Consider the following 26503-nt stretch of genomic DNA (forward strand, 5'->3'; position numbering starts at 1 on the left):
CCAAACCGACCCGTAATCAGGCAGCGGGATAGACCACCAGTCAGATCAACGGCACAGTGGCGGCGACCGTTGATGTCCGGCAGGGCCCCGCGAATCAGGCGCATGTGCTGCATCCATTCTCTGTAATCAGCACGGCATTAGAATCATGTGTCAGTGTTGACGGGAATGATTGACACCTGTAAACTACGCGGGTGTAGATACCGCCGAATCCGCTGTTTTATGCGCGCAAGATACTCGCACTCTATTCAGCACGACTGTTGAAACCTATCTCTGATCGGGGGTTTCAACAAGGCAACGCCACCCTATTCATTAAAACCATGTCCATGATTCGTGTACTGTGACGGTGAACGCAGATGTGAACGGTACGGTGCATCCGATGAAAAATATCTTAGAGTCCTCTGAGAGAGTATATGAGTAATGGTCGGTTGGCATGGCCAATAGTCCCGCTGCAATCCGCCCTCAGGACTGTTCGCACCGAGCAAATGAATAAGCTGCGAACCCCCCAACCCCAACGGTTGGGCGTCCATCGCCCTTCAGACAAGGAGGATGCAAATGTTGGCTTGGTGTAACGATGATCGTATTAATCAGAACTCGTCGAGCGACGCCTGATTTTTCTTGAGTGAACGCGCCGTAATGCTGAATTCACTTTCGAGATGCGTCGCAAATTCGTCGGCGAATCCATGCTGTGTGTATACTTGATTTGGATCTAGCGCGTCGACCGTCGCAGTGAGTTCCGAAAAATCGCAGTGATCGGAGAGAACAAACGTTTCGTCGTAATCCCCGCGATATTTGAACGAATCCTCGATAGCCCAGCCGGAGAAACCCGCCTTCACAGCACCCGTGTTTTTGACGATGTGGTCGACGAACGAGAGTCTGTTCGTTTGCGCAGGGAGGATCAATGCGTCACCAGCACCCAATGTCGTCTCGCGATCGTAGCGCTCGGCGTTAAATGCTACATCGTGGGACTCTTCGATAATAGCGTTCATTTTTCGAATGGCATCCGTTACAAACAACCGGTCGCGATCGGAGCGGGAGACGAGTAATTCGAGTTCCTGAGCGCGTCCAAGCGTATACCCGAAGAGAATGACTGGCGTATCGGATGTATCATCCAGCCAATCGACGATCCGGCGTTCAAGTACTGCCTGATCATCGAAGATATAATCGGGTTTCCCGTAGGTAGTTTCGGTGATAAGTACGTCGACATCATACGTGGCGGCGACGGCTTCGGCATCGAAGCCGCTGAGAAGAAACCGATCCCGTGTAGAAAAGTCGCCAGTATGAAGGTAGGTCGTTCCATTCGGATCTTCGATAATCGTTGCGCGTGAGCCAGGAACGTGGCCTGCCGATACTTGTGTAACTGCTGGATGAGTAGTGCGTGAAACCATTCCCCCGTCTTCTCGTCGCGCGTCAGCAAGACGTGCCGTCAGCTTCGAACAAATCAGCTTGGTAGGCGCCTGTGTATAGAGGTGGTCGCCATGGGCATGACTCAGCACGGCGATATCATCGGCTGGTTTCGTTGCATCGATAACGACCGTCTCGCCGGTTGTGAGATCGATTTGAATTCCATCGCGAAGACTGACCATATTCGCACTAGTCATCGAGCTGTACCTCCGCTGTCTGTGCGACACATATCCTCCTCATGGGATCAATCATCATTTATTCTGTCCACTGTTCCTCGTAGAGGCGTTCTACACGTTCGAATCGGTCGGCATCTTCGGGTCCAAGGTCGTCGCGAAAGCCCCCAAATCGGGGGAATCGGAGCGCGTACCCAGACTCATAAGTGGTCGATTTTTGAATCTCTTCGTACTCAACCTCAATGACTACCTCCGGGCGAAGGTGTGCTGTTCGGCCTTCAACCGACTGAATCAACGGTTCGAGTTTTGTCGTGATTTCACGAAGCTCAGCATCAGTCAATCCTGAAAACATCTGTCCAACTTCACGCAGTTCCTCTCGCTCGGCGTCCCAACAGGCAAGTCGTAGACGGCCCAGCCAGTTACTCTTTCGACCCTCGCTCCATTTTGCACCGACGACGACGAGGTCGAGCGGCTCCATCATCGGCTTTACTTTTAACATGTATCCGACACGTGAACCAGGTTGATAGACTGCATCCAAGTTCTTCACCATGATGCCCTCCTGACCGGCTGCCAGTGCATCACGGTAAAACGACATTGTGTTGTCCACCGATGTTAGCCGACGATTCGTCGCCCGTTGAATCGTCCCTCTGCCTTGGTCAATGAGCGTTTCGAGACGCTCAATTCGGTCAGACAGGGGCGTGTTTAGAAGCGATTCATCAGTATGATAGAGTAGGTCGAAGACGTGGACGGTCACTGGATACGCGGCAACCATCTCTTCGATATTGGTTTTCCGTTTGATCCGTTTCGAAAATTCCTGGAAGGGGATCGGACTGCCAGTATCAGGGTCGTACCCGACCACTTCCGCTTCGATGATGGCGTTTTCGGCGGCAACCTCCTCGTGCACGGCCGTAACGATATCCGGGAATTGGACTGTGACGTCCCCAAGTCGCCGGGTGAACACACGTACCTCATCGCTCTGGATGTGGATCATAACTCGCATCCCGTCGTATTTGTATTCAACGAGCGGGCGTTCGGTTGCTTCAAGCGCATCTGCGACACTTTCGGCCTTTTGCGCAAGCATCGCCTTTACCGGCCGGAACAACTGGACTTCGAGATCATCGAGTCCGGCAAGTCCCTCTGTACGAGCCGTTTCACTAACGGTGCGAAAGTCGTTTGTAACTTCGTAGGCTCGCTCAACTGCCTGAACTGCGTCGTCGGATCCATCGAAGAACGCCATGGCAATAGCGTCTCGAATCGTTCCTTCGCCGACGCCTAACCGCATGGCGCCAACGATTGTACGAACGATGTATCGTGCTTCGTTTGGATCGGCGTTCGCAAGCAGTTCGGCGATATCGTTGATGCGTCGTTCCTGACTTCCTGGTCCTTCGTATTCGGCGAGACCCCGAAGTGTATCGTAAACGTGGCGAATCTCGAGCGTTTCCGAAACGAGCGTAGTCTGGGCACGGGACTCGATCGCGTGTGCGGCAGCATCTCCAAGGTCACCAGCTTCACGCCACCATGATTCGAGTTGCTCCTCATCAACGCCGGTTGTGTTCTCGATAGCTTGTGCTGTCAACGAGGACGAGACGCCAAGGTCGTCGGGTTCCCAGGGGGCAAATAGGCGACCACGCACGAGCTGAGTGAGCACCGGTAATAAGTCGTGTGCGTTCTCAAAACACTCCGCTACGATCTCGGTCTTTTCGATCGTAGAAGAAGTCTCGTCGAGACGGTCGTATACCGCGACGAGACACCCATAGTCCATCGTAATAACACACGGATGGAATCGGCAAAAAGACGCGGTTTGCAGTTGCAACGCTTTATCTTTCCTGCTGACTGACGACTGAATAGAACCTGCGTAAAAGAGAGTTGAGCTACGCTGACTGTGTGGTATTTTGGTACCGAAGTACTGCCAATTCTTTCTGCTTTGCTTCGATCATAACGTCGGCACCCGTTCCGTACGTATGGATCGGTCCGATAACATAGTCGCTGTGGTTCTGTGGTCGAATCGATGGATCGGCCTCATGAAGGCGTCGAGATTCACTATAGTGAATGATTGGCGTCGTTTCCCACGTTTCGGTGGCGCGAGTGAGCGCTTCACGAAACGTCAATCCACGGCTCGTGAACTGATGATGGAGAGCGTCGTATGTAATTGGAATCTCGAGACGGTCATAAATTGCGTCAACCAACTCGGGAATACTCCATAGGGATTCGGTATCGTCGTTTTCAACAGTCAATCGCTTCCGAACGGCTGGTGAGAGCCGTCTAAAGTGTTCACAGAATCGCTCGCTGGTTGCTTCTTTGTCACCATAGTGAGCGCCAATATGGATGTTAATCGCGTTGTAGGGTGTTCGCGGTAGTCCCATTGCATCGAGTATGGTGCCATGGTTTTCTAGATCTATCATCGACCGTTCGATGACAGCATCGTCGTTGCTTGTTAGCTTCACGAAGTGATCCGGGTGAAATGTAAGACGGAGATCCTGCTCGAGAGCACGGTCACCAACCTCGGAAAGGAGCGAACGAACCGTTGGAGCGTTCGGCAAATCCCGAAGATCGTACTGACTGAACCACGGGAGAAGACCGGATGAGATCCGATAATAGTGGCTCTGTTGAAATTCTCAGAGAGTTACATGTTCGTCCTGTAATTCCACAAGATGAAGGCCCTCCCGAAGTCGCAGATTCTCCGTTTTACTGAGAAGGCGATCCATCTGGCACGCCAAGCGGTCTCTCGATACTCCTCGAAGTTCTCCAAACACCGCTATACACTCCCACAGCACGTTGTTCTGCTGTGTCTCAAAGTTCGGAAGAACACGACCTACCGTGGCCTGCTTGACGAACTGATCGAGATGCCACGCATCCGTCGTGTTCTCGGGCTAGTCGAACTTCCTACGCCATCAACGCTCTGTAAGGCGTTCAACCGGCTTGATATGGCCGTATGGCGTATCTTATTGACTCTCTCAGCCACGCTACTTCCGACGAGCGGAGTTGTTGGAGTTGATGCGTCAGGGTTCGACCGCAGTCACGCCTCGAAACACTACACGAAACGAGCCGAACTCACGATTCAGCAGCTCAAAGTGACGCTGTTGGTCGATACGAAGGTAAACGCGATTCTCGATTTACATGTGACAACGACACGAAAACACGATAGCCAGATCGCCCCGTCGTTGGTCAAGCGCAATCCCGAGAGTATTGAGATTCTGCTCGGTGACAAAGGCTACGACGACCAGAAAATCAGGCGACTTGTCCGTCAATACGAGGTTCGTCCACTAATCAAGCATCGTGAATTCACGTCACTTCATCGGGCATGGAACGCACGCTTAGACGCTGATCTCTACGGACAACGGAGTCAATCAGAGACAGTCAACTCCACGCTCAAGCGGAAATACGGTGCGTACGTTCGCTCACGACGGTGGTGGAAGCAATTCCGTGAACTCACTATCGCTTGTCTCAGTCACAACATTGACCGATCACTCTGAGTGATCAAGACAGAGGACTTACGGATCGCTTAGCACAGGGAGTAGACGTAACGCAGATCCCACAGCGCCCGGGTGACATAACTTATATATCCGATATCGCTCTTGAGTACGGTAGTTCTCATGAGCGCCGCCCTGTAGTCGGGCCCGATACACGCGGGCCCACGGCCGGCCGCCTTGGCCGAAAGCGACGGCTTTTTCGGACTGGCCCATGCCGCTGGCGCTTTCATGGCGGCGTTCACTCCGGTGTCCTGCGTGTTTCGCTCACAGATAGTGAATCGTTCAGCGACCACGCAACCCGACGAGACACGGAAGAATTTCGATGACCAGATCCCAACGCAGCCAATCAACCAGACCGCTGCTCTCGATTCGAGAGCGGGGGGCGCACAGTCGAATCGCTCAATTAAGTGTCCGGTATGACTGCCGAATCGCTGGCGGGGGCAGAGAATGACGGATTCTTCGCCTGACCAGTCGGACCGATTCACTCGGGGATCGATCGTCTGGCCGTTACTCGCGCTCGCCGGCCCGCAGACTGCAACACAGTTGCTCCAAGTGGCGTACAACCTCACCGACACGTTCTGGGTCGGCCGACTCGGTGCCGATGCAGTAAGTGCGCTCTCCTTCTCTTGGCCACTTATCTTCCTGCTGATAAGCGTCGGTGCAGGGATGACCAATGCCGGAACAATCCTCATCTCGCAACACGTCGGTGCTGGCAACGATGACCGGCTTGGTCACGTCGCCGGTCAGACGATAGCGTTCGTCGGTTTGCTCTCGGTCGGCATGGCAGCGCTCGGAGCGGTGTTCGCTCCGCAACTACTGCAGGCGATCGGCGCTCCCGCGGGGACAGTGGTCCACGATCTCGCCGTCACGTATACCCGAGTTATCGTCCTCGGGATGCCCTTCACCTTCGGCTTTTACGTCTTCATGGCGCTACTTCGCGGCTGGGGTGATACGAAGACGCCGATGTACCTGATGGTACTCAGCGTCGGGCTCAATATCGTCCTCGACCCGTTCTTCGTACTCGGATTCGCTGGAAATCCGCTGTTCAGTTGGGTGGGCCTCGATGGTCTCCAGCAGTCGCTTTTCACCGCCACCGGCTTCACCGGATTCGGGGTTACGGGCGCGGCGGCGGCGACGGTCCTCTCACGGGCTGCAGCAGCAGCCGTCGGCCTGTGGTTGCTGTTCGGTGGGCGCGTCGGGCTGCAACTCGGCTGGCGAGACCTGTTCTTGGAATCGGAGACCGTCACGAAAATCGTCCGAATCGGAGGTCCCGGAGCCATCGACCAGAGCACTGAATCCGTCGCAGCAATCGTCATGACGGCACTGATCGCCACCGTCGGTACTGACGCCGTCGCTGCGTACGGCATCGGTAATCGGTTCATTTCGCTCGTCTGGCTTCCTACTGTAGCGATGGGGATGTCCGTCGAGACAATCGTCGGACAGAATCTCGGTAGCGGTCGCCGAGAGCGAGCGCGCCGGACGGTATACGTCGCCATCGCGATCCTTGCCTCCGCTTTCATCGTCGCCAGCGCCATTACCGTCTGGTTCGCCCGCCCCATCGTGGGGATGTTCATCGCTGGCCCGGAGGCCGACCCAATAATCAACCACGGTGCGACCTTCCTTCGTATCGTCGCACCGACGTGGGTCATCATGGCCTCGTACCACATGATGAACGGGGCCTTCTACGGGTCCGGATCGACCCGGATGGCGATGGGGATCGGCGTAACGACGCTATGGGGAGTCCGTGCTCTCGTCGCCGTTGTGCTCGTACTCGTATTCAGTCTCGGTGCGACCGGTGCGTGGTACGCCATCGCCCTGTCCAACGTCACTGCGGCCATCACAGGGGCGTTCTTCTTTTTCCGTGGCCGCTGGCTGCAGGATGTCCTCAGAGACGGTTCACCGGAGGATACGACTCCCGACGGAAACACGAAGGCAACTGACTCTTGATGACCTTCGTGCTGTATCGACTGGATCGTCGAGAAGATCTGTTCAATACGCACCTTTCAGTGACTAGCTGTTTCGGACGAGAATCTATCTGAATAAGATAATTTCAACAAAGCTGTTCTCTTGGATGACTCGAACACGAGAGCGAAAGACGTCGTAGTCCCGGTACCGTCGTGCTTCGATGCCCAGAAAGATGGTGACGACAACGATCCCGATCAGCAAAATATAGTGTGGGTTATCAGCACTCGAAAACGCCCACGTCAGAATTGCTGCCATCAGCGTCACCGCCCACGTCGTCGTCTCGTCGAGGCGCTGCCGCCACGTTCCCACTCGGTCTACCTCTCCGCGATAGGCGTGGGCCATCACCGAACCGAGTCCCGTACTGTCGTCAACCATTTCGCGGCCGATCTCCCGTTGATCTGGTGCTGTTGGGTCGAACTCGTCGCTACCCGAATCGGTCATAAAGGAGAGACACCTCCTCGCTCCATAAGCAGTGTTGGTGACGGCGTAATCTGAGTGTTAGTACTGGAGAACATTGAACAGTACGCAGGTGTAGTGAGCGAGTAGTTCACCGGTTTCGACGTGAAACAAACGGAGTCGTTGTGCTGAACTTATCCTCTAAGTCCTGCACGCCGATTTCAACAGATTTGTGATCTGCTACACTGGAAAGTATGAGGATCCACGCAAATCCCTGTCAGTCCACTGCTGGATCGTCGATATCTCTTTCGTGGACCCATACCGTCGAAATTCGGGTCCCCTCGACGCTCGTTACCTCAACGACGTGACCGTCGATCTCGACGCGGTCACCAGGTTCTGGCACGCGATTGAGTCGTCCCAGCACCAGCCCACCGATCGTTTCGACCGCTTCGCTATCGAAGTCGCCATCGAGGGCGTCGGAAACTTTCGACAATGGGACTCCGCCGTCAATGTCGTACCCCTCATCGTCACGCTGGCGTATCGAATGTTCGCGCTCATCGAGATCAAACCCGTCTCGAAGGTCCCCGACGAGGGCCTCGACGATGTCTTCGACCGTCGCAATCCCCTCGAACGCTCCCCACTCGTCGATGACTGCAGCCATCTGCTGGCGATCTTCTCTGAACTGTATCAGGAGATCGCTAATTGCCATTGTCTCCGGGACGATGAGAATCTCGCGGGCGAGGTCATCGACTACCTCGGCATCCCCATCGTCCACCTCTGCTCGCAACACGTCCTTGACGTCGACGAATCCAACCACCTGGTCACCGTCGTCGGCATCAAGAACCGGATAGCGAGTGTGACCGGACTCGAAGACGATCGAATGTAGTTCGGAGAGCGTGGCATCCGCCGGAACGCTCACCACGTCCGGCCGTGGGACCATGACCTCCCGCACCACGGTGTCGTCAAGATCGAAGACGCGCTCGATCATCGTCACTTCTGCCACGTCGATGTCCCCGCCCTCGCCGGATCGTGTTAGTACCCGAAGGAGCTCCTGCTCGCCGAGTGTCTCATCCGTTTCGGACGCGGGCGGCACACCAAGCGACCGCGTGAACGCATTGGCTGCCCCGTTGAAGACGACAATTCCCGGATAGAGTACGTAATAGAAGAGCTTCATTGGCGGGGCGAGGAACAGCGAGAGTCGCTCGGTCTGAGCGATTGCGAGCGTCTTCGGCGCGAGTTCACCGAAGACGACGTGGAGAAACGTGATGATACTAAAGCCGATTGCGAACGCGACGAGATGGATGAGATTCGCGGGGAGAACTGGTTCCAGTACGGGTTCGATGAGCGCTGCCACGGCTGGTTCGCCGACCCATCCCAACCCGAGCGAGGCGATGGTGATACCGAGTTGCGTCGTGGCGAGGTAGTTGTCGAGGTTCGTCATCACTTCTTGGAGCGTTCCCGAGCCGGGCCGCCCCTCCTCGACGAGTTGATCAACCGACGTTCCCCGAATCCGAACGAAGGCGAACTCTGCTGCGACAAAAAAGCCGTTGAGCACCACGAGAAACAGCGATAAGACGATTTGTGCAGCTGAGAGCGCGACGTTTACCATCGGTACCCCCGGAACGTACTGCCGTTCGATTGTAGCGTGTCCATATTCATGCATCTCGTTCCATCGACTAAAACTATCTAATGATTTCGCGGGTGACTGACTGCTGTCAGTAGTGAACTGGTTCTGTGGATCTAGAGGCCATCGACTGTCCTCCTCGTTCTGCCGACTGCCTGCGAACATGGGCTCCGACATTTAGTAGGCGCATCAGCATCGGGTTCTGCTGAAGAGAAGCTCTGTATGTGTCACGCACTTCCTGTCAAGGTCTGATGGTTTCAACAGAGCCATAATAGTGGATATCGTGATCAAGATTCCATTCGATAATGCGTTTGAGATCACGGCAGTTCTGCTCGGCGAGTTCGCCAGCATACGTGAGACCACGCTCTTCGAAGGTCGTTTTCCGCATTCCACGGTTCGTCCGCACACCTTTTTCGCGAAGCGTGATATTCATCGCCGCATAGCCATAGCGTGTCATTAGAGTAGATCAGTACCAGTAGTAAGTGTCCCGCCATACTAGCTCCTTCGGTCGCGGCACAAGCCCATCGAAAGGCAATCACCCGCAAGACTCTGGCCTGTGATGAACGCATCGACGAACTCTAAGCCCGCGTGTTCGAAAAAGGCGCACACTTGCTCGCTGACAACGTGGGAGAAGAACGCATCACTGTCGAGGGAAACACGCTCGAGCGCATCACGAAAGATGACGGCAATACCTACTTCCGACTCCCGGGTGAGAATGATGCCCTTGGTCGCGGTGGTGCAGTCGCCCATTTGACCCGACCTACTGCCGATCTAGCGGTTAGCCCGCTATGACGACGGAATGCTTGCGTCCGTCACGAACCGTAAGCCCGACGAACTCGCAAGCAAGGCATGGCGTGAACGCGGTGAGGCCGGTCGCTACTCTAGTCGAAGGGGAGTCGCGAGATTCGTTCCTATCTCGATACCTCAGACCTTGCCGAGTGGATTCGCCTGAAAAAGTTCAGCGTGAGCAAGAAATACTCACAGGAACTCGCTCGCCGAACCATGGACGCGATGCACGAACTCTCGAATGGACGTCTCGAGAAAACCAAGCGCCAATTATCCAAAGACGGATTGAGCTACCAGGAGATACGTCTCGTCGACAGCTTCCTCACAGACGAATTCGGTCTATGATCACGGTCTACTCGACGAGATTATTCTCAGCGTTGCTCCTGTCACGCTCGGATCGGGCGCGCCACTATTGTCGCGCAGGATCACCACCCCGCCCCTGAAATTGGCTAGCGTGCAGAAATATGACGATGTTTTTACGGTTCTAACTTATGAGATGCAATAGTTCAGTGAGGGCTGATCGAGAGATCTATTTCGAGATACAGTCGGTGAAGGTATTTTCCCCATTGGGAATCGACTCATAACGGGAACTACTTCAACTCGATGAAAGTGTACTCTCGAACTTCTGAAGTATTTTCTGGAGAGCTTCGCAAAAGAATTCGATACTATCCCTCCGTTTGGACTGAACGTTCTACTTGATACAATTACCGTCCATCGGGGTTCGATTCGAACCAGAAAGGACGATGATGCATCAAGAAATGCAAGGGGGTCATCTCCGACTGCAACTGGTAGGAATTATTGCTACTCCGTGCTGTGGAGTCGCCAGCGTTCGAAAAAGAGATCATATCCATTCGAGGTCTCTTCGAACGTCGCGGAAACGCGGTCACCGTGTTCGGTCACAGTGTAAAATTGACCGTCGGCAATGTCGAGCGACTCTGGAACCAAGACCAACTCTCGCGTTCGTCCACCACTCGACAGCAACAGCGAAAGAGTGCCTCCGTTGCTCTCGACTTTTGCTTTCATAATCCCTCGATACGATTCGTAAGTCCTAGTTAGCCGCGCGAACTTCTCTCGGAGCGCAAATTGCGGAACGGCGGTCTCATCGTCGCCCTGTTGGATGGCGAGAATGGCAGGAGCCACATACATCGGATGTGGATTTGCGCCGGCATTGCACAGTAGTGCAATCCCAATACCGGCGTCTTCGAGAAATCCAACATACGCGTTTGAGACGCCGACCGAGCCACCGTGTCCGACTAGCGTGTCCCCGAGGAAATCCTGAATCATCCAACCAAAGCCGTATTCCTGCCGAGTGCCATCAAGCATGACGCGGCGGGTCGCATGTCGGTCGTGCATTTCGGTGATGGAACTTTCATTTACGAGCGTCTCGCCGTTGAACGAACCACCGTTCATCTGGAGTTGGAGATACGAACTAAGATCTCGGACCGAGGACAACAGGCCACCGGGAGCATACATACACTCGTCAAACGGGAACGAAGCAGAGGTCAGAACTTCGTCGTCTTTGTAGTACGGTGTCATCCGATCGTCTTCGGACTCAAACGCGTTCTTCTCGAATGTCGATCGTTCCATCCCAAGCGGTTCGAGAATCTCTGATTCAATGTACGCCGCGTATTCCTGCCCGGTGACGGCTTCAATAATTTCGCCGAGGAGTGTGTAACCAGAGTTGTAGTAGAAGAAGCGGTCGCCGTCATCGCGGGCGGCGGCGGACCCACGGACATGTGCTTCGAAGTCTGACCGACTGCTGAGTGGTGGCACCGTTGACCCTTCACCGCTACCGGAGTAGCGCTGAATGAGAACGACCGCCATGCCATCGCTTGGAATCCCAGATGAGTGGGTCATTAGATCGAGGACAGTGACGGGTGGTCCCGGATAATCGTCGGCAAGGGGAAGGTACTTGGAAACCGGATCTTCAACCTCCAGTTGTCCTGCTTCGACTAACTGCATAATCGCTAGCGTCGTGAACGACTTGGTACACGAACCGATTCCGAACAGAGTTCGGTCGGTGGCAGGCGCGTTTGTCTTCAATTCGCGAGCACCGAACCCATTCGAGTACCGGATGCCATTTTGATCGACTATCGCGAGCGCGGCACCTGGAACCTGACTGTCCGAAAGCCAGTTATGTACAAACGTCTCTATTTTCTCCGTCATTATTTCAGTCATTTTGTGATTTCGTGGTGGTGTTCGTTCATTAGGGGCTATCTTTTTCGAGGAGAGAATCCCGCCGTGAAGGGCGGGCGTGAATCCGACAACAGGGACACAACTGCCGACGGTGGCCGGGGCGGAACCCAAACGCTTAGTACACACCTCGACGTCCGTGTTTTCACGGGTTCTGCCACATCCCATTCGGTTGGCTGCCGAGGGATATGGACCGCATTCCACCCATGTCTGCGGTGCTCCGCGAGCCCGGTCAAAAGGTGTGACCGGAGCCGGCACGGAACCGCGAGGTTCGACCGCTTGGGAGAGAGCCGCGTTGAGAAACCGCGCGGCGATGACTCGCTTGCGGATGGGAGCACACGTGACGGTGCCACAGGACGCTCCCGGTCGAGGGGTGAAACCCGCCCCGCCGACGCCGGGAGAGACGGTCCTGAAACCGAACCGGGCCGGCCGGGTTCCCCGCTGTGGAAGGGAAGCCCCGCCGTTTACGGCGGGCGAGGACGTCACGTAACCATAGCCTGTATATCCAGGCTGGTGTAACGAGGGTAGACTCATTCTGGTGTGATGCCGTGTCCGGGACCATCGATGTCGATGGTCGAACCGTGATCCACGTCGGCAACGTCATCAGCGAGCAGAAGATTTCCGTCCAAATCAACGTATGAGAACGCACCAGTCCCAGCGACGACGTGGGCGCTGGTGTGGATGCCGATTGCGCTTTCGAGCATGCACCCTAGCATGAGATCAAGATTTGCGGCCTTCGCGATAGAGACGATATCGGCGACCTGTAGCACGCCCGCCTTACCGAGTTTCACGTTTATAATGTCGGCAGCGTTCCGGCGCACAACTTCGATTGCGTCCTCGGAGGTGAACACCGTCTCATCAGCCGCGATAGGCGTGTCCACGCGGTCACGGATGCGTGCAAGTCCCATTATGTCGTCTTTCAGAACTGGCTGTTCGATGAGGTCGAGATAGACGCCGCACTCTTCGACTTCCTTTGTGAACCACGCGGTTTCCTTGGGCGTCCAGCCCTGGTTCGCGTCCACCTTCAGATGGACGTCAGGCGCACTCTCATGAACCGCGACTACGCGCTCGACATCCTCGTGGACATTGTTTCCGGTCTTAATCTTGAGATGATCGAAGCCGTCGGCGACGGCATTCCTCGCACTCGCACGGGCTGTATCGGCGTCAACGATGGGAATCGTGAGGTCGGTCTCGACCGGCGTCGGCGGACCGCCGAACAGCTCCGAGAGCGCGATATCACGCTCGCGACAGTAGACATCGAGAATTGCGGTTTCAACAGCGAATGCCGCCGACGCCATCCCCGGAAACGCCGACCGAATCTTATCCACGAGTCTTCGGTAGTGTACGGTGTCTTCCCCGGTTATGAGGTCGGCCATCGTCTCGGCGGTCAAGAGTGCCGTACCCTGTGTCTCGCCCGTGACTGTCGGGACAGGCGCGCCCTCGCCGTAGCCGGTAACACCGTCAGCGGTCTCGATGGTGACTAAAACGTTCGACGCCTTGTACTGAATGCCGAGTGAGATTTCGAACGGTTCCGACAATGGCAAGTCAAGAGGTTCGACCGCCACGTTAGTAATCTCGCTCATGCGCTGCTTTCCAAGCTCTGTTTGACCATGGACAGTAGCTCCGCAGCTCCGCCCTTCTGGTAGATGTTCGCGGTGGGGAGGTCATACCCGGTCTCCTCTGTGGCCGGGTCGCCCCACGTCGAAACCGCAGCCACGGTCGCGTCTGAGAGGCTCTCAATGGCACGCTTCTCGGTTTCGACACCGTCTACGTGGAAGCGCTCGAAGTGACTCCGTTGAACGCGGTCAGGCTGGTCCGCAAGCACCACCACATCAGGCCACGTGCCGTGGAGAACGGCGAGCGTCACGCTCGAGTACGCTCGGTGAGTGAGCGACGCCTGCCCTTCGACGAACACCAAATCGTGGTTCTCGGCGACTTTCGAGACAAGGTCTTCGACCATGCCTGCAGTGAAATCAGCAGGGACACGATCGATGACCACACCTTGGTGTGCACCGACCATGATACCCGTTTGACCGGTTGCCACCCATCCAGCATTGAGACCTGCGTTTCGAGCTGCCTTGTAGAGTTCAAACGTAGTCGTTCGCTTCCCTACAGCACAGTCGGTACCGAGCGTAAGCACTACATCTGCGCAGGCATCATCTACCGACCCGTCGCCCACGCGCAGCTCATCATCTGCAGGTGGTTTTCGAACATCGAAGATTCGCGCGCCGTGGTCGGCGGCTAAAGACGACCATCGTTCATCATTGCCGAGGAAAACATGGAGGCCTGAAACGAGATCGCAACCGTATTCGATGGCTGTCTCGATCTCTGTCACCCACGCCTCGGGGAGTTGACCACCAGCGGGTGCGACCCCGATGACGAGGACCTCTACCTCGGGTGCTCGCTCGACAGCTTCGTCAACCGACTCCACAATAGGAATGTCAGGTGCGTCGGCTCTCCCAAGTACGTCGGCGAGTGTCTCTTCTGCGGTCTTGGAGTCAACAACGACCCGCGTGTCAAATATTTCGCTGTGCATCACCACACCGTTCGCGGTCTTTCCACCAGTTCGTCCGAATTCACCCTCAGCGAGCACCATCGCCGGAACTGGCACGTCAAACTCGTCTCGTAAATTCATGGCTTGATTAAACTAAATCACACCCTACGAAAACCCTATACCCTCCTATGGTTGGTCACTCGACACGGTACTTGGCGATGGCGTCCATGTCGAGGGTTACGCCGAATCCAGGATCATCCGGAAGCGTAAACGTTGCGCCGTTAGGCGTCCACCGCTCGTGCTCCTTGATAAGCGAGTCTTTAGCATGAATGTTAAGGATGCCCGTCGGATACGTCACGGTCGGACACGCCGCCGCAAAGTGGGCGTTGGCTGCGGCACCGACGCCGAGTTCAAGCATGCTTCCCATAAAACACGGCATGCCGTGGGCAGAGGCCACGGTCGCCACATCTCGAGCCAGATTGAGACCCCCCGTTTTCGCGAGTTTGATGTTGACGATATCACAGGCGTTGGCCTGTGCGAGCGCAGCGACGTCTCGTGGGGCGAAACAGGCTTCATCAGCTAGAATTGGTGGCGCAACAGCGTCTCGAACCCGGGTAAGACCCGCAATATCATCGTAGTCGATGGGTTGTTCCACGAGGACGAGACCACCCGCCGCATCGTCGAGTATTGGAATCTTTCGGAGTGCCTCGGGGACGGACCACCCCTGATTCGCATCGATTCGGATTCCAGCATCGGGAATCGCGTCACTGATTGCCATAATTGCGTCGCGCTCAGCTTCAAAGTCAGGGTTACCGACTTTTACCTTGAATGCCAAAAACCCCTGCTCAGCTGCACGAGTCACGTCGGCACGCACCTCGTCTGGTGATTTGATACCAATGGAATAGTGGAGGTCGATAGTTGGGTTGCTACGCGTGGGGCCACCGAGCAGATCATATACGGGGAGGCCGCGAGCCTTCCCGAGGGCATCCCAAAGTGCCATGTCTATGCCACAAAGCGGAAACGGCTCGCCAGAGAGCACCTGCTGGCAGTCCTCGATGATTCGGGGAATATGATTGAGTCGTCGTCCCTCAACCAATGGCGCAAGTGTGTCTTCAATTAAGACACAGATCGCGCCCTGCGAGAGACCATGGGGCCACGACGAAAGCGGAGCAACTTCACCCAGGCCGGTCACGCCTGTATCGGTCTCGACCTGGACGATTACATGGTCATAGGTCTGTTCGCCGGCAGTTGCTAGCGAAAGGCTGGTCTCGTAGGTGGTTTCTGAGGGAACGGAGACCGGGATGACCTCAACACCAGTTACCTTCATAGTGTTACCACCTCCCCAGGTTGAGCACCCGTATGGTCGCCGTCTCGAACGACGAACTGGCCATTGACTAACACGTAAGAGATGCCGTCAGGATAGTTCGCTGGATCCAGGAAGTCGCCCGATTGAGCGACCGCTTTGGGATCGAAGATGGTTATATCGGCTTTCGCGTTTGCCTTCAGCACACCTCGGTCGGCGAGTCCCATCCGCGAAGCTGGCATCCCAGTCATCTTATGAACCGCCGACTCGACCGAAACGACCTCTTCGTTGCGAGCGTAGTGGCCGAGGACACGTGGGAAAGTTCCGTAATTTCGTGGGTGGGGAACCCCTTCGCCGAGCGGCCCATCCTGTTTTAGCGACGATCCGTCACTTCCGATCATCGTGAGTTCGTGGCGCATGACAGTTCGTACGTCGTCTTCGTCCATGCCGAAGTTGACGTGCATCGTGCGGTTCTCGTCATAGAGTACAATATCAAGCAGGATATCGGCTGGATCACGATTATTATTGTCCTGAGCCGCGATCTCGGCTATAGTCTTCCCCTCAGTATGTTTTAGGTCAGAATTCCGGACGCTCGTCACGAGGATGCCGTCCCACGTGCTCTTTTCGTCGGCCACCAATTCGTCACGAATTCGCTTGCGATCAACGTCATCTTGTAATCGTTCGAGCAACGCGTCGTCGCCGCCGTCGTGGGCCCAGTTGGGAAGGAGCGCTCCGAGCGTAGTTGAGGAAGCAACGTATGGATACTGATCACACTGCACGTCCACGCCGTCGCGTTCACGCGCGAGCTCCATTTGTCGGAGCGTATAGCGTATTTTCCCCCAGTTATTTGGACCGATTGCCTTGTGATGGGATATCTGAACAGGGATGTCTGCACAACGACCGATTTCCAGCGTTTCTTTAACGCTCTCAATGAGATCGTCGCTTTCTGAGCGCATATGGGTAGCGTAGAAACCGCCGTACTCAGCGGCCACCTCCGCCAGTGCAATCACTTCAGCGGTGTCGGCGTAACATCCAGGAGGGTAGAACAGTCCTGATGAGAGGCCGACTGCGCCGTCCTCCATCGCCTCGGCGACGATATCCCGCATCTCGACAAGTTCATCTTCGGTCGGCACTCGGTCGTCATAGCCTACGACCGCCGCCCGGACGTTGCCGTGACCGATGAGTGATGCAACGTTGAGTGAGATGCCCGTCGCGAGGTAGTCGAGATATTCCGCCATCGATTCCCAGTTGTCGGCGTCTACGGTATCACCAAGGGCGTTACTCTCGAACCAGTCGTCGACACCTTGGGCGGCTGCACCGTACCGCGGGGCCGCACTAGTGCCACAATTCCCTACAACCTCGAGGGTCACACCTTGACGGACCTTGCTGTGAGCTTCGCGGTTCGCTGGGAGGGTAAAGTCGGAGTGAGTATGAATATCTATGAATCCCGGTGCGACTGCCGCACCGTCAAGATTGATAATCTCGTCGGCGTCGTGTTCGTAGTGTCCGACCTCAACGATGCGACCGTCCGTAATAGCCACGTCGCCACGATACCACGGTGACCCGGTACCGTCCACAATTCGACCGTCTCTGAGTAGGATGTCGTGTCCCATGGCTCGCCAATCGCGGGCCCCTACCTAAAGTCCGGAACCTAACAAGGTCGGTCACAAAAGGGTCCGACCTCGCTCACGAGAAGATGCCTACGTACATGGCGAACAATGAGTACAACAGAGTACTGACGAGAAAGACTGTTCCATCTATCGGAAACATGAGATACATGATCACGAACAGAGGGTAGGGCGCAAACAGCAGTAGTGTCTCGACCACGTACCACTGTCGGTCGGTGAGATTGAAGCGAGTGCGTACCGCCTCACGGGGAGTCCGCGAACGCTCAGAAGGAGGTGATTTCCATGAAACGTAACCACTCGTACTATTATCGCTGGTATCACCATCCTCCCCCGGTCGCTCATGTTCATCGCTATGGCTAGTTGCGGGGTGGGTCCATCCGTCCCATTTAGCACTAACATCGTGCACGCTTCTCTCTTTGCGTCTATCATGCGGCTTATTTCGGTCACTCATAGCGTCACCTCCGTCCTCTCGACAGGAATGTCGAACTCGTAGCCGTTGTATACCGAGACCACGATTTCGCCATAGACGGTCACGGCGTCGCCAGCCGATAAATTGCCAGAAACTTGTCGTGCAGGGATGTCCACTTTAAGGTCGTTCTCACCAGGCAAAAGTGACCGTTGACCTTTGAAGGGTGTGCTCGCGCTGTCGTTGTAACCGGGATGAGCCACCGTCAGATGGACATACTGAATTCGGAGGGGTTCGTTCATCGAACTGTTCACTCGGAGGTCGGCCACAAGAGCGCCATTCTCAATGTTGGTGTCCGCGATCCCGGCGGACGTCTCGTCACGACTGGTGACTGAAGCGTAGTTTTGTTCAGCCTCGGCGATAACTGCTCCTGAAAGCAGGGCGATAGCTAGAAGAGACGCTACGACCCGCCGACTCACGCTAAAACCTCCGCGTCGGTCGGTAAGTCATTTCGGTCGACTAGCGCGTAGTCGCATGCTGGACACTGTCGCTCACCGACAAGCGACCGACCACCACAACAGGTCATGTGTTGCCCCTCTGGTTCAACGTACTCGTCGCCACAGGCCGGACACATTTGTAGTCCATACCGCAAAATCGCGGCCATCGCCGTCCGATCCGCGGCGGAACGGTCGTCCCAGTCGGGAATACGCTCGGCAAGGAGATCGATTACTGCCATGTCAAGTGCGGCCACCGCCCGGGCCTCCCACTGGCGAACTGCAACCTCGTCGGTATCGAAGGCAAACCAGTTTTCGCCGCCGCCAAGGCTTCGCCGCGCCGATACCTCGACTACATCGTCGAACTTCTTCACGATCGCTTGTTCGAGGACGTCGGAGTCGTTGACACCCTTAGCCGCAGTGGCTTGAATGCGCTCTTCAACCTCGGCCGGAAGCCGGTAATCCTCATCAAGGAGGCCTACTGCGAGTAGTGCCTTGGTTGCCGGTAAGTTGGACGAAAACGCCTCGACCTCGTTCTTGCCGAATGCACCGAGCACCGACTCGGGAAGCGCGCGTGTTAGCTGCGGGGTTCCGGGAATTAGGTATCCGTGTAGCATGATGACTGCCCCACCGATGGTGAACATTGCGACTGCGAGAATGGTGCTACCGACCGCATAGAGTGCTGCTATCCCCAATCCAAGCAATATCGCGTTGACTGCGGTGCAGGGCCAACAGCGGTTCGTGCCAGTATAGCGTGGGTTACGGAAACGCACATCATACTCTTCGAGGGAATGCGTAAAACATTATCCACCTCAAATGTACGGAAATCAAATTTATTTCATCTATGTCAAATACGATGGAGTTCACCCGCTACCGATTGTCGCTGGCGCCTTCACCTAAATACCCCTGATTTCAGGAGGGGGAAGATTCAAGCACATCGATAGACCTTCCCCTCCATGGGATTAGAGACCATTATTCAAATTGCCGAACAAGTCGGTGAGGACGATGAGGCTCGTCGGGCGGCATTCCGCCGGGAGCTACAACAGTACGATGACGGAGAAATCAAGTCGTTCACCGAGACCAACGATATCCTTGCCGCCGAGCGCGAGACCCTCAATGAACTCAAACGTGAGCTTGACAGTGAGGAAGGAAACATCGAGGAACTAGTTGAGTACACGGAATTTCTGACCGTTGAGCAGGCGGTCGAACACCGTGACGAGACTGTCGATAAGCTCGGAAAGCACAACAAACATCTCCAGACGTTCCATGCTGAGATGATTCGAGCGCTCGACATTGTCGAAACTAACCTCGACGCGTTGGAGGCCAATGGAAAGGAGGCAGTATGCGGGAACCCCCAGCCACACTTCGAGCGAGCGGGAGAGGCGCTTAAAAAACATAACGAGGCGGTCGAAGGCCTTGGCACAAACATGACTATTCTGAATGCATATATCGCCTGAAATATAAACAGTATTTCACTCCGTTACATAATTTTGGACTATCGTAAAGAGTTGTGTTAACCCCCCACATAGATAGGGGGTGTCTATAAGCTATAAAATTCGAAACTGCTAGCCATGGAAACAGAACGTCGTGAATTCATGCGACAAATGGGCGCTGCTGGGGCGTCTATCGCTACCCTGAGTATAGCCGGCTGTGCGAACCAAAATAACCCGAACGGAAGCGGTAATTCTGCCAAGAAGAAGGTAGAAGAAAACTTGCCTCAGGAGCGAAAAATCGGCAAAATCAATCACGTTAGCAATACTGAACAATACCACCCCGCACGTTATCAGGCTAATCGCCTCGTGGACAAGCAGTTCCGGGAACAACTTGGCGCGAACGTTGTGACCGATGCAGTCGAAATCACGGTGCTTACTTCTCGTGAGGACAAGGGAGATTTCCATCTAACTACCTACAACTGGTGCGCAAACAACGGGGATCCTGATACTATTCTCGTCAACCGCTTTGCCAAAGGAGGAGCAGAAAACGACTACGGATTCAACCACGACCGCTACAACGAGATCGCCAAAAATCAGCGAAAAGAGAATGACAAAGATGCCCGACAAAAACTGGTACATGAGGCCCAGAAAATTTTGGGTGAGCAGCGGGTTGAGAATCAGTATCTCTACAACGTCTACCCGTATGCCTACAACAGTGACCGATTTGAGGAAGACTCAATTGTGGTGAACGTCACTGGAATGCGAAATATCTGGAATTATACCCAAATAAAACCCAAGAATAATAAGGGTAAAACTATCGTCACCAATAATTGGGATCCCTCGGATCAGCTGAACCCGCTCCACATCAATGCGGTTGGTCCGAGTAGAAATTGGACGCCGACTCGGTTCATGCATGATTTCCTGTTCCGAGCAGACCCCAAGCAACAAATGAAACCGTGGGCAGCGAAGGATTTCGAATGGGCCGATGATACCACGCTCAATGTGAATCTTAAGCAGGGTATGACATTCCACGACGGCGAATCTGTGACCGCCGATGACGTAGTGTACACATTTAACCTCATCTTAGAGACTGAGCCACCAGCCTACGTCAACTATGTAGTCGACACGACTGAAAGCGTCGAGAAAACCGGTAACCACTCGGTTCGATTCAATCTGACCGATCCGTACGCACCGTACATCGCGATCACACTTGGGTTAACGCCAATCCTGCCCCAACATTATTGGGAGAAAATACTTTCTGAGACAGGCAACGAGTCTGAACCATGGAAGGTGTCAATAACCAATGGCACACCTATTGTGGGGAGTGGTCCGTTCCAGTGGGGCAACTGGGATCAAGGTTCACGCTTTGAGATGCCTGCATTCAAAAATCATTCGTTCGCTGCACCCAATATCGATACCCGCATCCAGCGGCCACTTTCAACCCGCGACGCCGAACTCGAAGCAATGCGAAACGGTGACTACGACTTGCTTGATTACTGGTTCGGTAGTCCTGCATCGCTCCAAGACGCAGTCAAGAATAGCGGACACCTCACGCTTGTTGAAAACTCCGACGACTGCCGACAGGCAACGTGGGTCAATACCAAAAAACCGCCATTCGATGATGTTGCCTTCCGACAAGCTGCAAATGCGCTCATCACCGGTGCCCAAACAGTCATTATAGAGGAACTCAACGACGGCTTTGGCAACAAAGCACATTCACCGATCAACGAAACCCTTAATTTCTGGCATAATCCCGACACACCGTACTTCGAGAACGGTGTAAATGGAGCCATTGAAATCCTAAAAGATGCCGGGTATGTGTGGGACAATGACGGGAATCTCTACTATCCTGAAGGGAAAACCGGTGCGTAGCTAACCTATTCCACAATTCCTCCATTAATATAATATTAGAAATAAAAATGGTCAATAAAAGATACGTCGCTCGACGCTTAGCACTGATGGTGGTGTCACTATTTACAGTAATCACTATCCTGTTCTTCCTCTTCCGGATGGTTCCGGGTGGCCCAATGTCAGCAATCATGAGTCCGCGTATGTCGCCAGAAGCTCAACGCCGCGTCATAGAGGAGTTTGGACTCAACGAACCGCTCTGGAAACAGTATCTCTTGTACATGGCTCAGGTTGTCCAGTTAGACTTCGGCCAATCGTTCTATTATAGCCGACCAGTGACCAACATCATTGGCGACCGGTTCATCAACACAATGTCACTAATGTTGACTGCGTTCACTATTTCGTACGCTTTCGGCATCTTCTTCGGCGCCCAACTTGGGTGGATCCGCGGAACGACAAAAGAGCGTGCTGGCATGCTGGTTGTTCTCTTACTCCGCTCAACACCTGTGTTCTGGACCGGAATGATTGTCCTTTATATATTCTCGTTCGAGTTAGGAATGTTCCCACTCGGCGGGATGCGCGGAGTCACCGCGAATTACTCAGGGACTGCCGATAAGTTCCTGAGTGTCGACTTCCTCTATCACCTCGCACTCCCGGTTTTCACACTGTGTACCTACTATACCGGACTACCGCTCCTGCTAATGCGAAATAATCTGCTCGAAGTACTTTCGGAAGATTACATCGACACGGCGCGTGCCAAGGGACTGACGAACCGACGCATCTTGTTCCAGCACGCGGTTCGGAATGCGATTCTTCCAGTGGTGACGGCGTTCGCCATTGCGGTCGGATTCGCGGTTGGTGGGCAAGTGCTTATCGAGACTGTGTTCTCGTGGCCCGGTCTCGGCCGTGAGATGGTACAAGCAGCGCTTCGGAGCGATTACCCAGTCGCGCAGGGCGCGTTCGCACTCATGTCTTTCATCGTGATCACGATGAACTTCATAGCCGACATCGCATATACGTACCTCGATCCACGGGTCAAACTTGGAGGAACCTAAGATGAGTGAGGAAACCTCTCGATCGACACAGAGACGCATTGAGACTAAGAAAGGATGGCGGCGATTTCTCCAGAACCTCCGCCGAACTGCCCGCGAGCAAGCCGGTGTCTTCGTCCAGTCAAAGATGGCAGTTGCGGGTCTAATTATCATCACCTTCTACATTCTGGTCGCCTTGGTAGCACCCTACATCGTTCCGTACGCGCCGTACGAGCGTATTTACGCTGCAGATGGTTCATGGGCTAGCCTCCAGCCACCAACGCTGGCCAACCCGCTTGGGACGACTGAGGCCGCCCATGATGTGCTCTCACAACTGTTGCTGGGTGCTCGGATCGCAATGTTCGTTGGTCTACTGGGTGCGTTCATGGTCGCAGTTATCGGAACGACTATCGGTGTTATTGCGGGGTATTATGGCGGCTGGGTCGACGAAGTGGTAATGCGCTCCGTGGACATCCTCTATGGTCTTCCATTCATCCCGTTCGTCATCGTTCTAGTAACGGTACTTGGCGCAAGCGTGTGGAACATCATCCTTGGCATTGCGTTATTATATTGGCTTTCAACCGCCCGTGTTATCCGGTCTGAAGTGTTGACAGTGCGCGAGCGCCCCTATGTCGAGGCCGCGCGGGCTGCGGGAGCGAGCGACTTCCGCATCATGACTGTCCACATTCTCCCGAACGTTATTCCGCTGTCGGCGCTCTACGCTGCCATCGCAGTGGGATACTCTATCGTCGCGCAGGCAAGCATCGCCTTCCTCGGATTCGGCGACCCGTCGGTTCCCTCGTGGGGCGTGATGCTTCAGCGAGCGTTTGTCACCCAGTCGTTCGGTACCGCATGGTGGTGGGTGATTCCACCAGGACTATCTATTACGCTCGTTGTGACAGGAGCCTACCTCGTGGGACGGGGTTACGAGGAAGTTGTCAACCCACAGCTTCAGGAGCAGTAAATGAATCAATCAAACTCCAACTTCGACGAAGATGCACCGCTACTGGCGGTCGAGGACGCCGTCGTGAACTATCGGACAAGCGACGGAGACCTTACCGCAGTTGATGGGATTAGCTTTGAAATCGGCGAGGACGAAATCTTCGGTCTCGTCGGTGAATCCGGCTGTGGGAAATCGACGGTGGCTCAAGCTATCCTCGGTCTCCTTCCACAGAACGGCGAGGTTGTCTCCGGATCGATTCAATTTCGGGGTGTCGAACTCACCAATCTCGACAAACGTGAGATGGACACCCTCCGGTGGGAGAATATCTCACTCATCAGTCAGGGAGCGATGAACGCGCTCAACCCTGTCCATCGTATTTCCTCACAGATAATCGAGGCGATTCAGGCCCATCGGGACACATCGACAGCCGAAGCGCGAGAACGTGTAGCCGAGCTCTTCAAAATTGTCGGCCTCGACCCCGATCGGATGGATGACTATCCCCACCAATTTTCTGGAGGGATGAAACAGCGAGCATATATCGCGATGTCACTCGCACTTGACCCTGATCTTATAATCGCCGACGAACCGACAACTGCGCTCGACGTAATCGTTCAAGATCAAATTCTCAAGCGGCTTAAAGAGCTTCGAGACCAACTTGGTATTTCAGTTGTCATTATTTCTCACGATATCAGCGTCATCGCCGAAACATGCAATCGACTCGGCGTGATGTATTCGGGAAAACTGATGGAGTATGGCGATCTTAGGGAGATTTTCGCGAGTCCGTACAATCCCTACACCCTCGGGCTACAGAACGCATTCCCGTCGCTTCGAGGAAAGCAACAAGACCTTATTTCTATCCCCGGTAGTCCGCCGTCTATTGCGGATCTCCCGAGTGGCTGTCGGTTCATGCAGCGGTGTCCGTTCGCCACTCAAGAATGTGCGACACAGCACCCACCGTTAGAGTCGGTAGGCGACGACCACTTCTCGGCGTGCTATCATCACGAACGCGTCGAACAGATGCGACATGATGCGAAAGAACGGGAAACGTGGGCGCAACTGCGGGACACTGGCAATGAATCAGCGGCTGCTGGAGGGATGACCCATGACTAATCGTGACATCATTATGGAATGTGAGGGGCTGAAACAGTATTTCGGCCAGCAACAGGGACTTTTTAATAGCCTATTCGGCGAACCCGAATACGTCCGTGCGGTAGACGGTATCGACCTCAAAATCGAGCGCGGTGAAATTGTCGGCCTCGCTGGCGAGTCTGGATGTGGAAAAACCACGACTGGCAAGACGCTCATCCGACTCCTCGAACCGACCGATGGAACGATTCGGTTCGAAGGCAAGGAAGTGACCGACATCACTGGAGCAGAGCTACAGGCGTTCCGCCGGAATGTCCAGATAATCTTCCAGGATCCCTTCGAAAGCCTCAATCCCCGAATGACGGTGTATGATACCGTGGTCGAACCGCTCAAGATTCATGGCATCGGTGACCCCGACGAGCGATATATTCGTGTGGTTGAGGCCCTCGAACGCGCCGAACTCGAACCGGTCGAGGCATATTTGGAAAATTACCCTCATCAACTGTCGGGTGGCGAAAAACAGCGGGTCGCTATTGCGCGAGCTCTAGTGCTCGAACCCGACTTCCTGCTAGCCGACGAACCAGTTTCGATGCTTGACGTGTCCATCCGAGCGGGCGTGTTGGGCCTGCTCCAACGACTCAACGAGGAACTCGACCTCACCATCCTGTTCATTAGCCACGACTTATCGCTGCTGCGCCAAGTGTGCGACCGTATCGGCATCATGTATCTAGGTCGCATTATTGAGTTCGGGGAGACAGAGACGGTCATTCAAACCCCAACGCACCCCTACGCGAAGGCGCTACTCGGGGCAGCTCCCGAGCCCGACCCCTTCCGCGAGCGCGAGCACGTCGAAATTCAGGGGTCTATTCCCGATCCGATAAACCTCCCGTCTGGCTGCCGGTTTAAGGGCCGATGTCCCGAGCGTGAAGCTATCTGCGACTATATCGACCCACATCTTTGTGAAGTTGAGTATGAGGGCGATCCCCGCGATGTCGCGTGTCACGCCTACTACGAAGCTGACGATGCCGAGAGGTTCGAACAGCAACTACGTGAGCGCGAAGACGTGCGCGACGACATTAAACAGAATCCCCACCGGAAGGTAAGCCTCAGCGAGGAACCCAACAAAGAGGTCAGCCATAACGCGGAAAGCGACTGACGTGGGCGACGATGTCACGCGGAATCACCTGCTCACAGGTCGTCGCGAAAGTGCATTCATCGCACTTCTCATAGGATTCATCACCGGCTGTTGGATCGGGTATGTTCTCATCTATCCTATTTCATCGCTTCCACTTCCTCGGTACACTCTGGTCAGTGTCATTCTCCTCGGCGCATATATTGACTACGTCACTCGGTCGATGCTCGATCGCCTACTCATTGTCTTCGCCGCATCGCTCATAGCCTTCGTCATCGGGTTCGTGGTCTACACCTTCCCAGCGCTCGTCGGATGGTACAATACCGTGCTGATTCAGCGATCGCTTTATCTATCAGGGCTTCGCAAAACATTCCTGTTCGCGCTTTTGGCGATGACTCTCCTCCTCATGGGAACTTTAATTAGCTATATTATTCGGAATACGTACGCCGAAGTAACACGGTAGAAAGACTGTGATTCACTTTAAATTATGTTACGGATCTATATTCCAGAATATAATCCATTGAAAGCGATCAGTGACAATGGCGATCGCAGAATTATAAGAGGCTTCTCAGTCGCCTTTACAGATGTGGTCGTTTCAACGATATTTATCCATATTGACAGAGAGGGAATGCTGTGACGATGCACGGATGTTTCGATGAGCGACCGCAAGGTGGTTGGGTAATTTGCCTAGATATTT

23 protein-coding genes and 3 pseudogenes are annotated in these 26503 nt (G+C 54.7%); 13 read left to right on the forward strand and 13 right to left on the reverse strand.

Going from position 1 to position 26503, the window contains the following annotated elements:
* Positions 1-584 precede the first annotated feature (584 nt).
* From LIX15_RS30715 to uvsE, 3 genes are all read right to left on the reverse strand, one after another.
* Positions 585-1598: an mRNA 3'-end processing factor gene (locus LIX15_RS30715; protein WP_227779202.1), complete on the reverse strand. Its 1014-nt coding sequence runs from the start codon at positions 1596-1598 to the stop codon at positions 585-587.
* Positions 1599-1656: 58 nt separating this feature from the next.
* Complete coding sequence (locus tag LIX15_RS30720) at positions 1657-3336, reverse strand: ATP-dependent DNA ligase (protein WP_227779203.1); 1680 nt, start codon at positions 3334-3336, stop codon at positions 1657-1659.
* Positions 3337-3445: 109 nt separating this feature from the next.
* Entirely contained in the window at positions 3446-4162 is a 717-nt protein-coding gene (gene uvsE, locus LIX15_RS30725; RefSeq protein WP_227779287.1) for a UV DNA damage repair endonuclease UvsE, read from the reverse strand.
* A gap of 63 nt (positions 4163-4225) precedes the next feature.
* Between uvsE and LIX15_RS30730 the strand changes: the two genes are divergently transcribed.
* Positions 4226-5047 (forward strand): IS5 family transposase, encoded by an 822-nt coding sequence (locus tag LIX15_RS30730; RefSeq protein ID WP_227779204.1) that lies wholly within the window; start codon positions 4226-4228, stop codon positions 5045-5047.
* Between the two features lie 444 nt (positions 5048-5491).
* The gene (locus tag LIX15_RS30735) at positions 5492-6991 is read left to right on the forward strand and encodes an MATE family efflux transporter (RefSeq protein WP_227779205.1); all 1500 of its coding nucleotides are present in this window, start codon (positions 5492-5494) and stop codon (positions 6989-6991) included.
* 108 nt (positions 6992-7099) lie between these two features.
* Here LIX15_RS30735 and LIX15_RS30740 read toward each other — a convergent pair.
* The 3 genes and pseudogenes from LIX15_RS30740 to LIX15_RS30750 form a co-directional block, all read right to left on the reverse strand.
* Positions 7100-7450 (reverse strand): annotated as a pseudogene (locus LIX15_RS30740) (DUF2270 domain-containing protein); the annotation flags it as partial.
* 232 nt (positions 7451-7682) lie between these two features.
* Entirely contained in the window at positions 7683-9068 is a 1386-nt protein-coding gene (locus tag LIX15_RS30745; RefSeq protein WP_390184703.1) for a hemolysin family protein, read from the reverse strand.
* 202 nt (positions 9069-9270) lie between these two features.
* A complete protein-coding gene (locus LIX15_RS30750) occupies positions 9271-9486 on the reverse strand; it encodes an apurinic/apyrimidinic endonuclease family protein (protein ID WP_227779206.1) in 216 nt (71 codons plus the stop codon).
* A gap of 167 nt (positions 9487-9653) precedes the next feature.
* Between LIX15_RS30750 and LIX15_RS34120 the strand changes: the two genes are divergently transcribed.
* The 3 genes and pseudogenes from LIX15_RS34120 to LIX15_RS34130 form a co-directional block, all read left to right on the forward strand.
* A complete protein-coding gene (locus LIX15_RS34120; protein ID WP_486327147.1) occupies positions 9654-9821 on the forward strand; it encodes a DUF8008 family protein in 168 nt (55 codons plus the stop codon).
* Positions 9817-9981, forward strand: a pseudogene (locus LIX15_RS34125) (hypothetical protein); the annotation flags it as partial. The gene LIX15_RS34120 and the pseudogene LIX15_RS34125, both read left to right, overlap by 5 nt.
* Positions 9930-10160: pseudogene (locus LIX15_RS34130) on the forward strand (DUF8008 family protein); the annotation flags it as partial. The pseudogenes LIX15_RS34125 and LIX15_RS34130, both read left to right, overlap by 52 nt.
* Before the next feature lie 456 nt (positions 10161-10616).
* Here the strand turns inward: LIX15_RS34130 and LIX15_RS30765 are convergent.
* Positions 10617-12122: a serine hydrolase domain-containing protein gene (locus LIX15_RS30765; protein WP_227779208.1), complete on the reverse strand. Its 1506-nt coding sequence runs from the start codon at positions 12120-12122 to the stop codon at positions 10617-10619.
* Between the two features lie 214 nt (positions 12123-12336).
* On the opposite strand from LIX15_RS30765, the gene LIX15_RS30770 reads away from it, so the two are divergent.
* Positions 12337-12498, forward strand: a complete 162-nt coding sequence (locus LIX15_RS30770; protein WP_227779209.1) for a hypothetical protein — start codon at positions 12337-12339, stop codon at positions 12496-12498.
* A 40-nt stretch (positions 12499-12538) separates the two neighbouring features.
* Here LIX15_RS30770 and LIX15_RS30775 read toward each other — a convergent pair whose 3' ends face one another.
* The 6 genes from LIX15_RS30775 to LIX15_RS30800 all read right to left on the reverse strand — a co-directional run bounded on the left by LIX15_RS30775 (position 12539) and on the right by LIX15_RS30800 (position 19106).
* Positions 12539-13591 (reverse strand): dipeptide epimerase, encoded by a 1053-nt coding sequence (locus tag LIX15_RS30775; protein WP_227779210.1) that lies wholly within the window; start codon positions 13589-13591, stop codon positions 12539-12541.
* Positions 13588-14643 (reverse strand): DUF1611 domain-containing protein, encoded by a 1056-nt coding sequence (locus LIX15_RS30780; RefSeq protein ID WP_227779211.1) that lies wholly within the window; start codon positions 14641-14643, stop codon positions 13588-13590. Before LIX15_RS30780 ends, LIX15_RS30775 begins: the two co-directional genes overlap by 4 nt.
* 55 nt (positions 14644-14698) lie before the next feature.
* A complete protein-coding gene (locus LIX15_RS30785; protein ID WP_227779212.1) occupies positions 14699-15829 on the reverse strand; it encodes a mandelate racemase/muconate lactonizing enzyme family protein in 1131 nt (376 codons plus the stop codon).
* Positions 15826-17418, reverse strand: coding sequence for an N-acyl-D-amino-acid deacylase family protein (locus LIX15_RS30790; RefSeq protein ID WP_227779213.1), 1593 nt, complete (start codon positions 17416-17418; stop codon positions 15826-15828). Before LIX15_RS30790 ends, LIX15_RS30785 begins: the two co-directional genes overlap by 4 nt.
* A 462-nt stretch (positions 17419-17880) precedes the next feature.
* Entirely contained in the window at positions 17881-18318 is a 438-nt protein-coding gene (locus tag LIX15_RS30795; RefSeq protein WP_227779214.1) for a hypothetical protein, read from the reverse strand.
* On the reverse strand, positions 18315-19106 hold the full coding sequence (locus LIX15_RS30800) for a DUF8054 domain-containing protein (protein WP_227779215.1): 792 nt from the start codon (positions 19104-19106) through the stop codon (positions 18315-18317). The genes LIX15_RS30795 and LIX15_RS30800 overlap by 4 nt, the downstream gene beginning before the upstream one ends.
* A 183-nt stretch (positions 19107-19289) precedes the next feature.
* Between LIX15_RS30800 and LIX15_RS30805 the strand changes: the two genes are divergently transcribed.
* The 7 genes from LIX15_RS30805 (at position 19290) to LIX15_RS30835 (ending at position 26269) form a co-directional block, all read left to right on the forward strand.
* On the forward strand, positions 19290-19790 hold the full coding sequence (locus LIX15_RS30805; protein ID WP_227779216.1) for a hypothetical protein: 501 nt from the start codon (positions 19290-19292) through the stop codon (positions 19788-19790).
* A gap of 114 nt (positions 19791-19904) precedes the next feature.
* Positions 19905-21638 (forward strand): ABC transporter substrate-binding protein, encoded by a 1734-nt coding sequence (locus tag LIX15_RS30810; RefSeq protein ID WP_227779217.1) that lies wholly within the window; start codon positions 19905-19907, stop codon positions 21636-21638.
* Positions 21639-21685: 47 nt separating this feature from the next.
* The gene (locus tag LIX15_RS30815; protein ID WP_227779218.1) at positions 21686-22669 is read left to right on the forward strand and encodes an ABC transporter permease; all 984 of its coding nucleotides are present in this window, start codon (positions 21686-21688) and stop codon (positions 22667-22669) included.
* 1 nt (position 22670) lies between these two features.
* Positions 22671-23609, forward strand: a complete 939-nt coding sequence (locus LIX15_RS30820; RefSeq protein WP_227779219.1) for an ABC transporter permease — start codon at positions 22671-22673, stop codon at positions 23607-23609.
* Positions 23610-24698 carry an ABC transporter ATP-binding protein gene (locus tag LIX15_RS30825; protein ID WP_227779220.1) on the forward strand — a complete coding sequence of 363 codons (1089 nt, stop codon included), beginning with the start codon at positions 23610-23612 and terminating at the stop codon, positions 24696-24698.
* The gene (locus LIX15_RS30830; protein ID WP_227779221.1) at positions 24691-25830 is read left to right on the forward strand and encodes an ABC transporter ATP-binding protein; all 1140 of its coding nucleotides are present in this window, start codon (positions 24691-24693) and stop codon (positions 25828-25830) included. The genes LIX15_RS30825 and LIX15_RS30830 overlap by 8 nt, the downstream gene beginning before the upstream one ends.
* Before the next feature lies 1 nt (position 25831).
* On the forward strand, positions 25832-26269 hold the full coding sequence (locus tag LIX15_RS30835) for a hypothetical protein (RefSeq protein ID WP_227779222.1): 438 nt from the start codon (positions 25832-25834) through the stop codon (positions 26267-26269).
* Positions 26270-26503: the final 234 nt, after the last annotated feature.

The organism is Haladaptatus pallidirubidus (genome assembly GCF_020700235.1).
Taxonomy (GTDB): domain Archaea; phylum Halobacteriota; class Halobacteria; order Halobacteriales; family Haladaptataceae; genus Haladaptatus; species Haladaptatus pallidirubidus.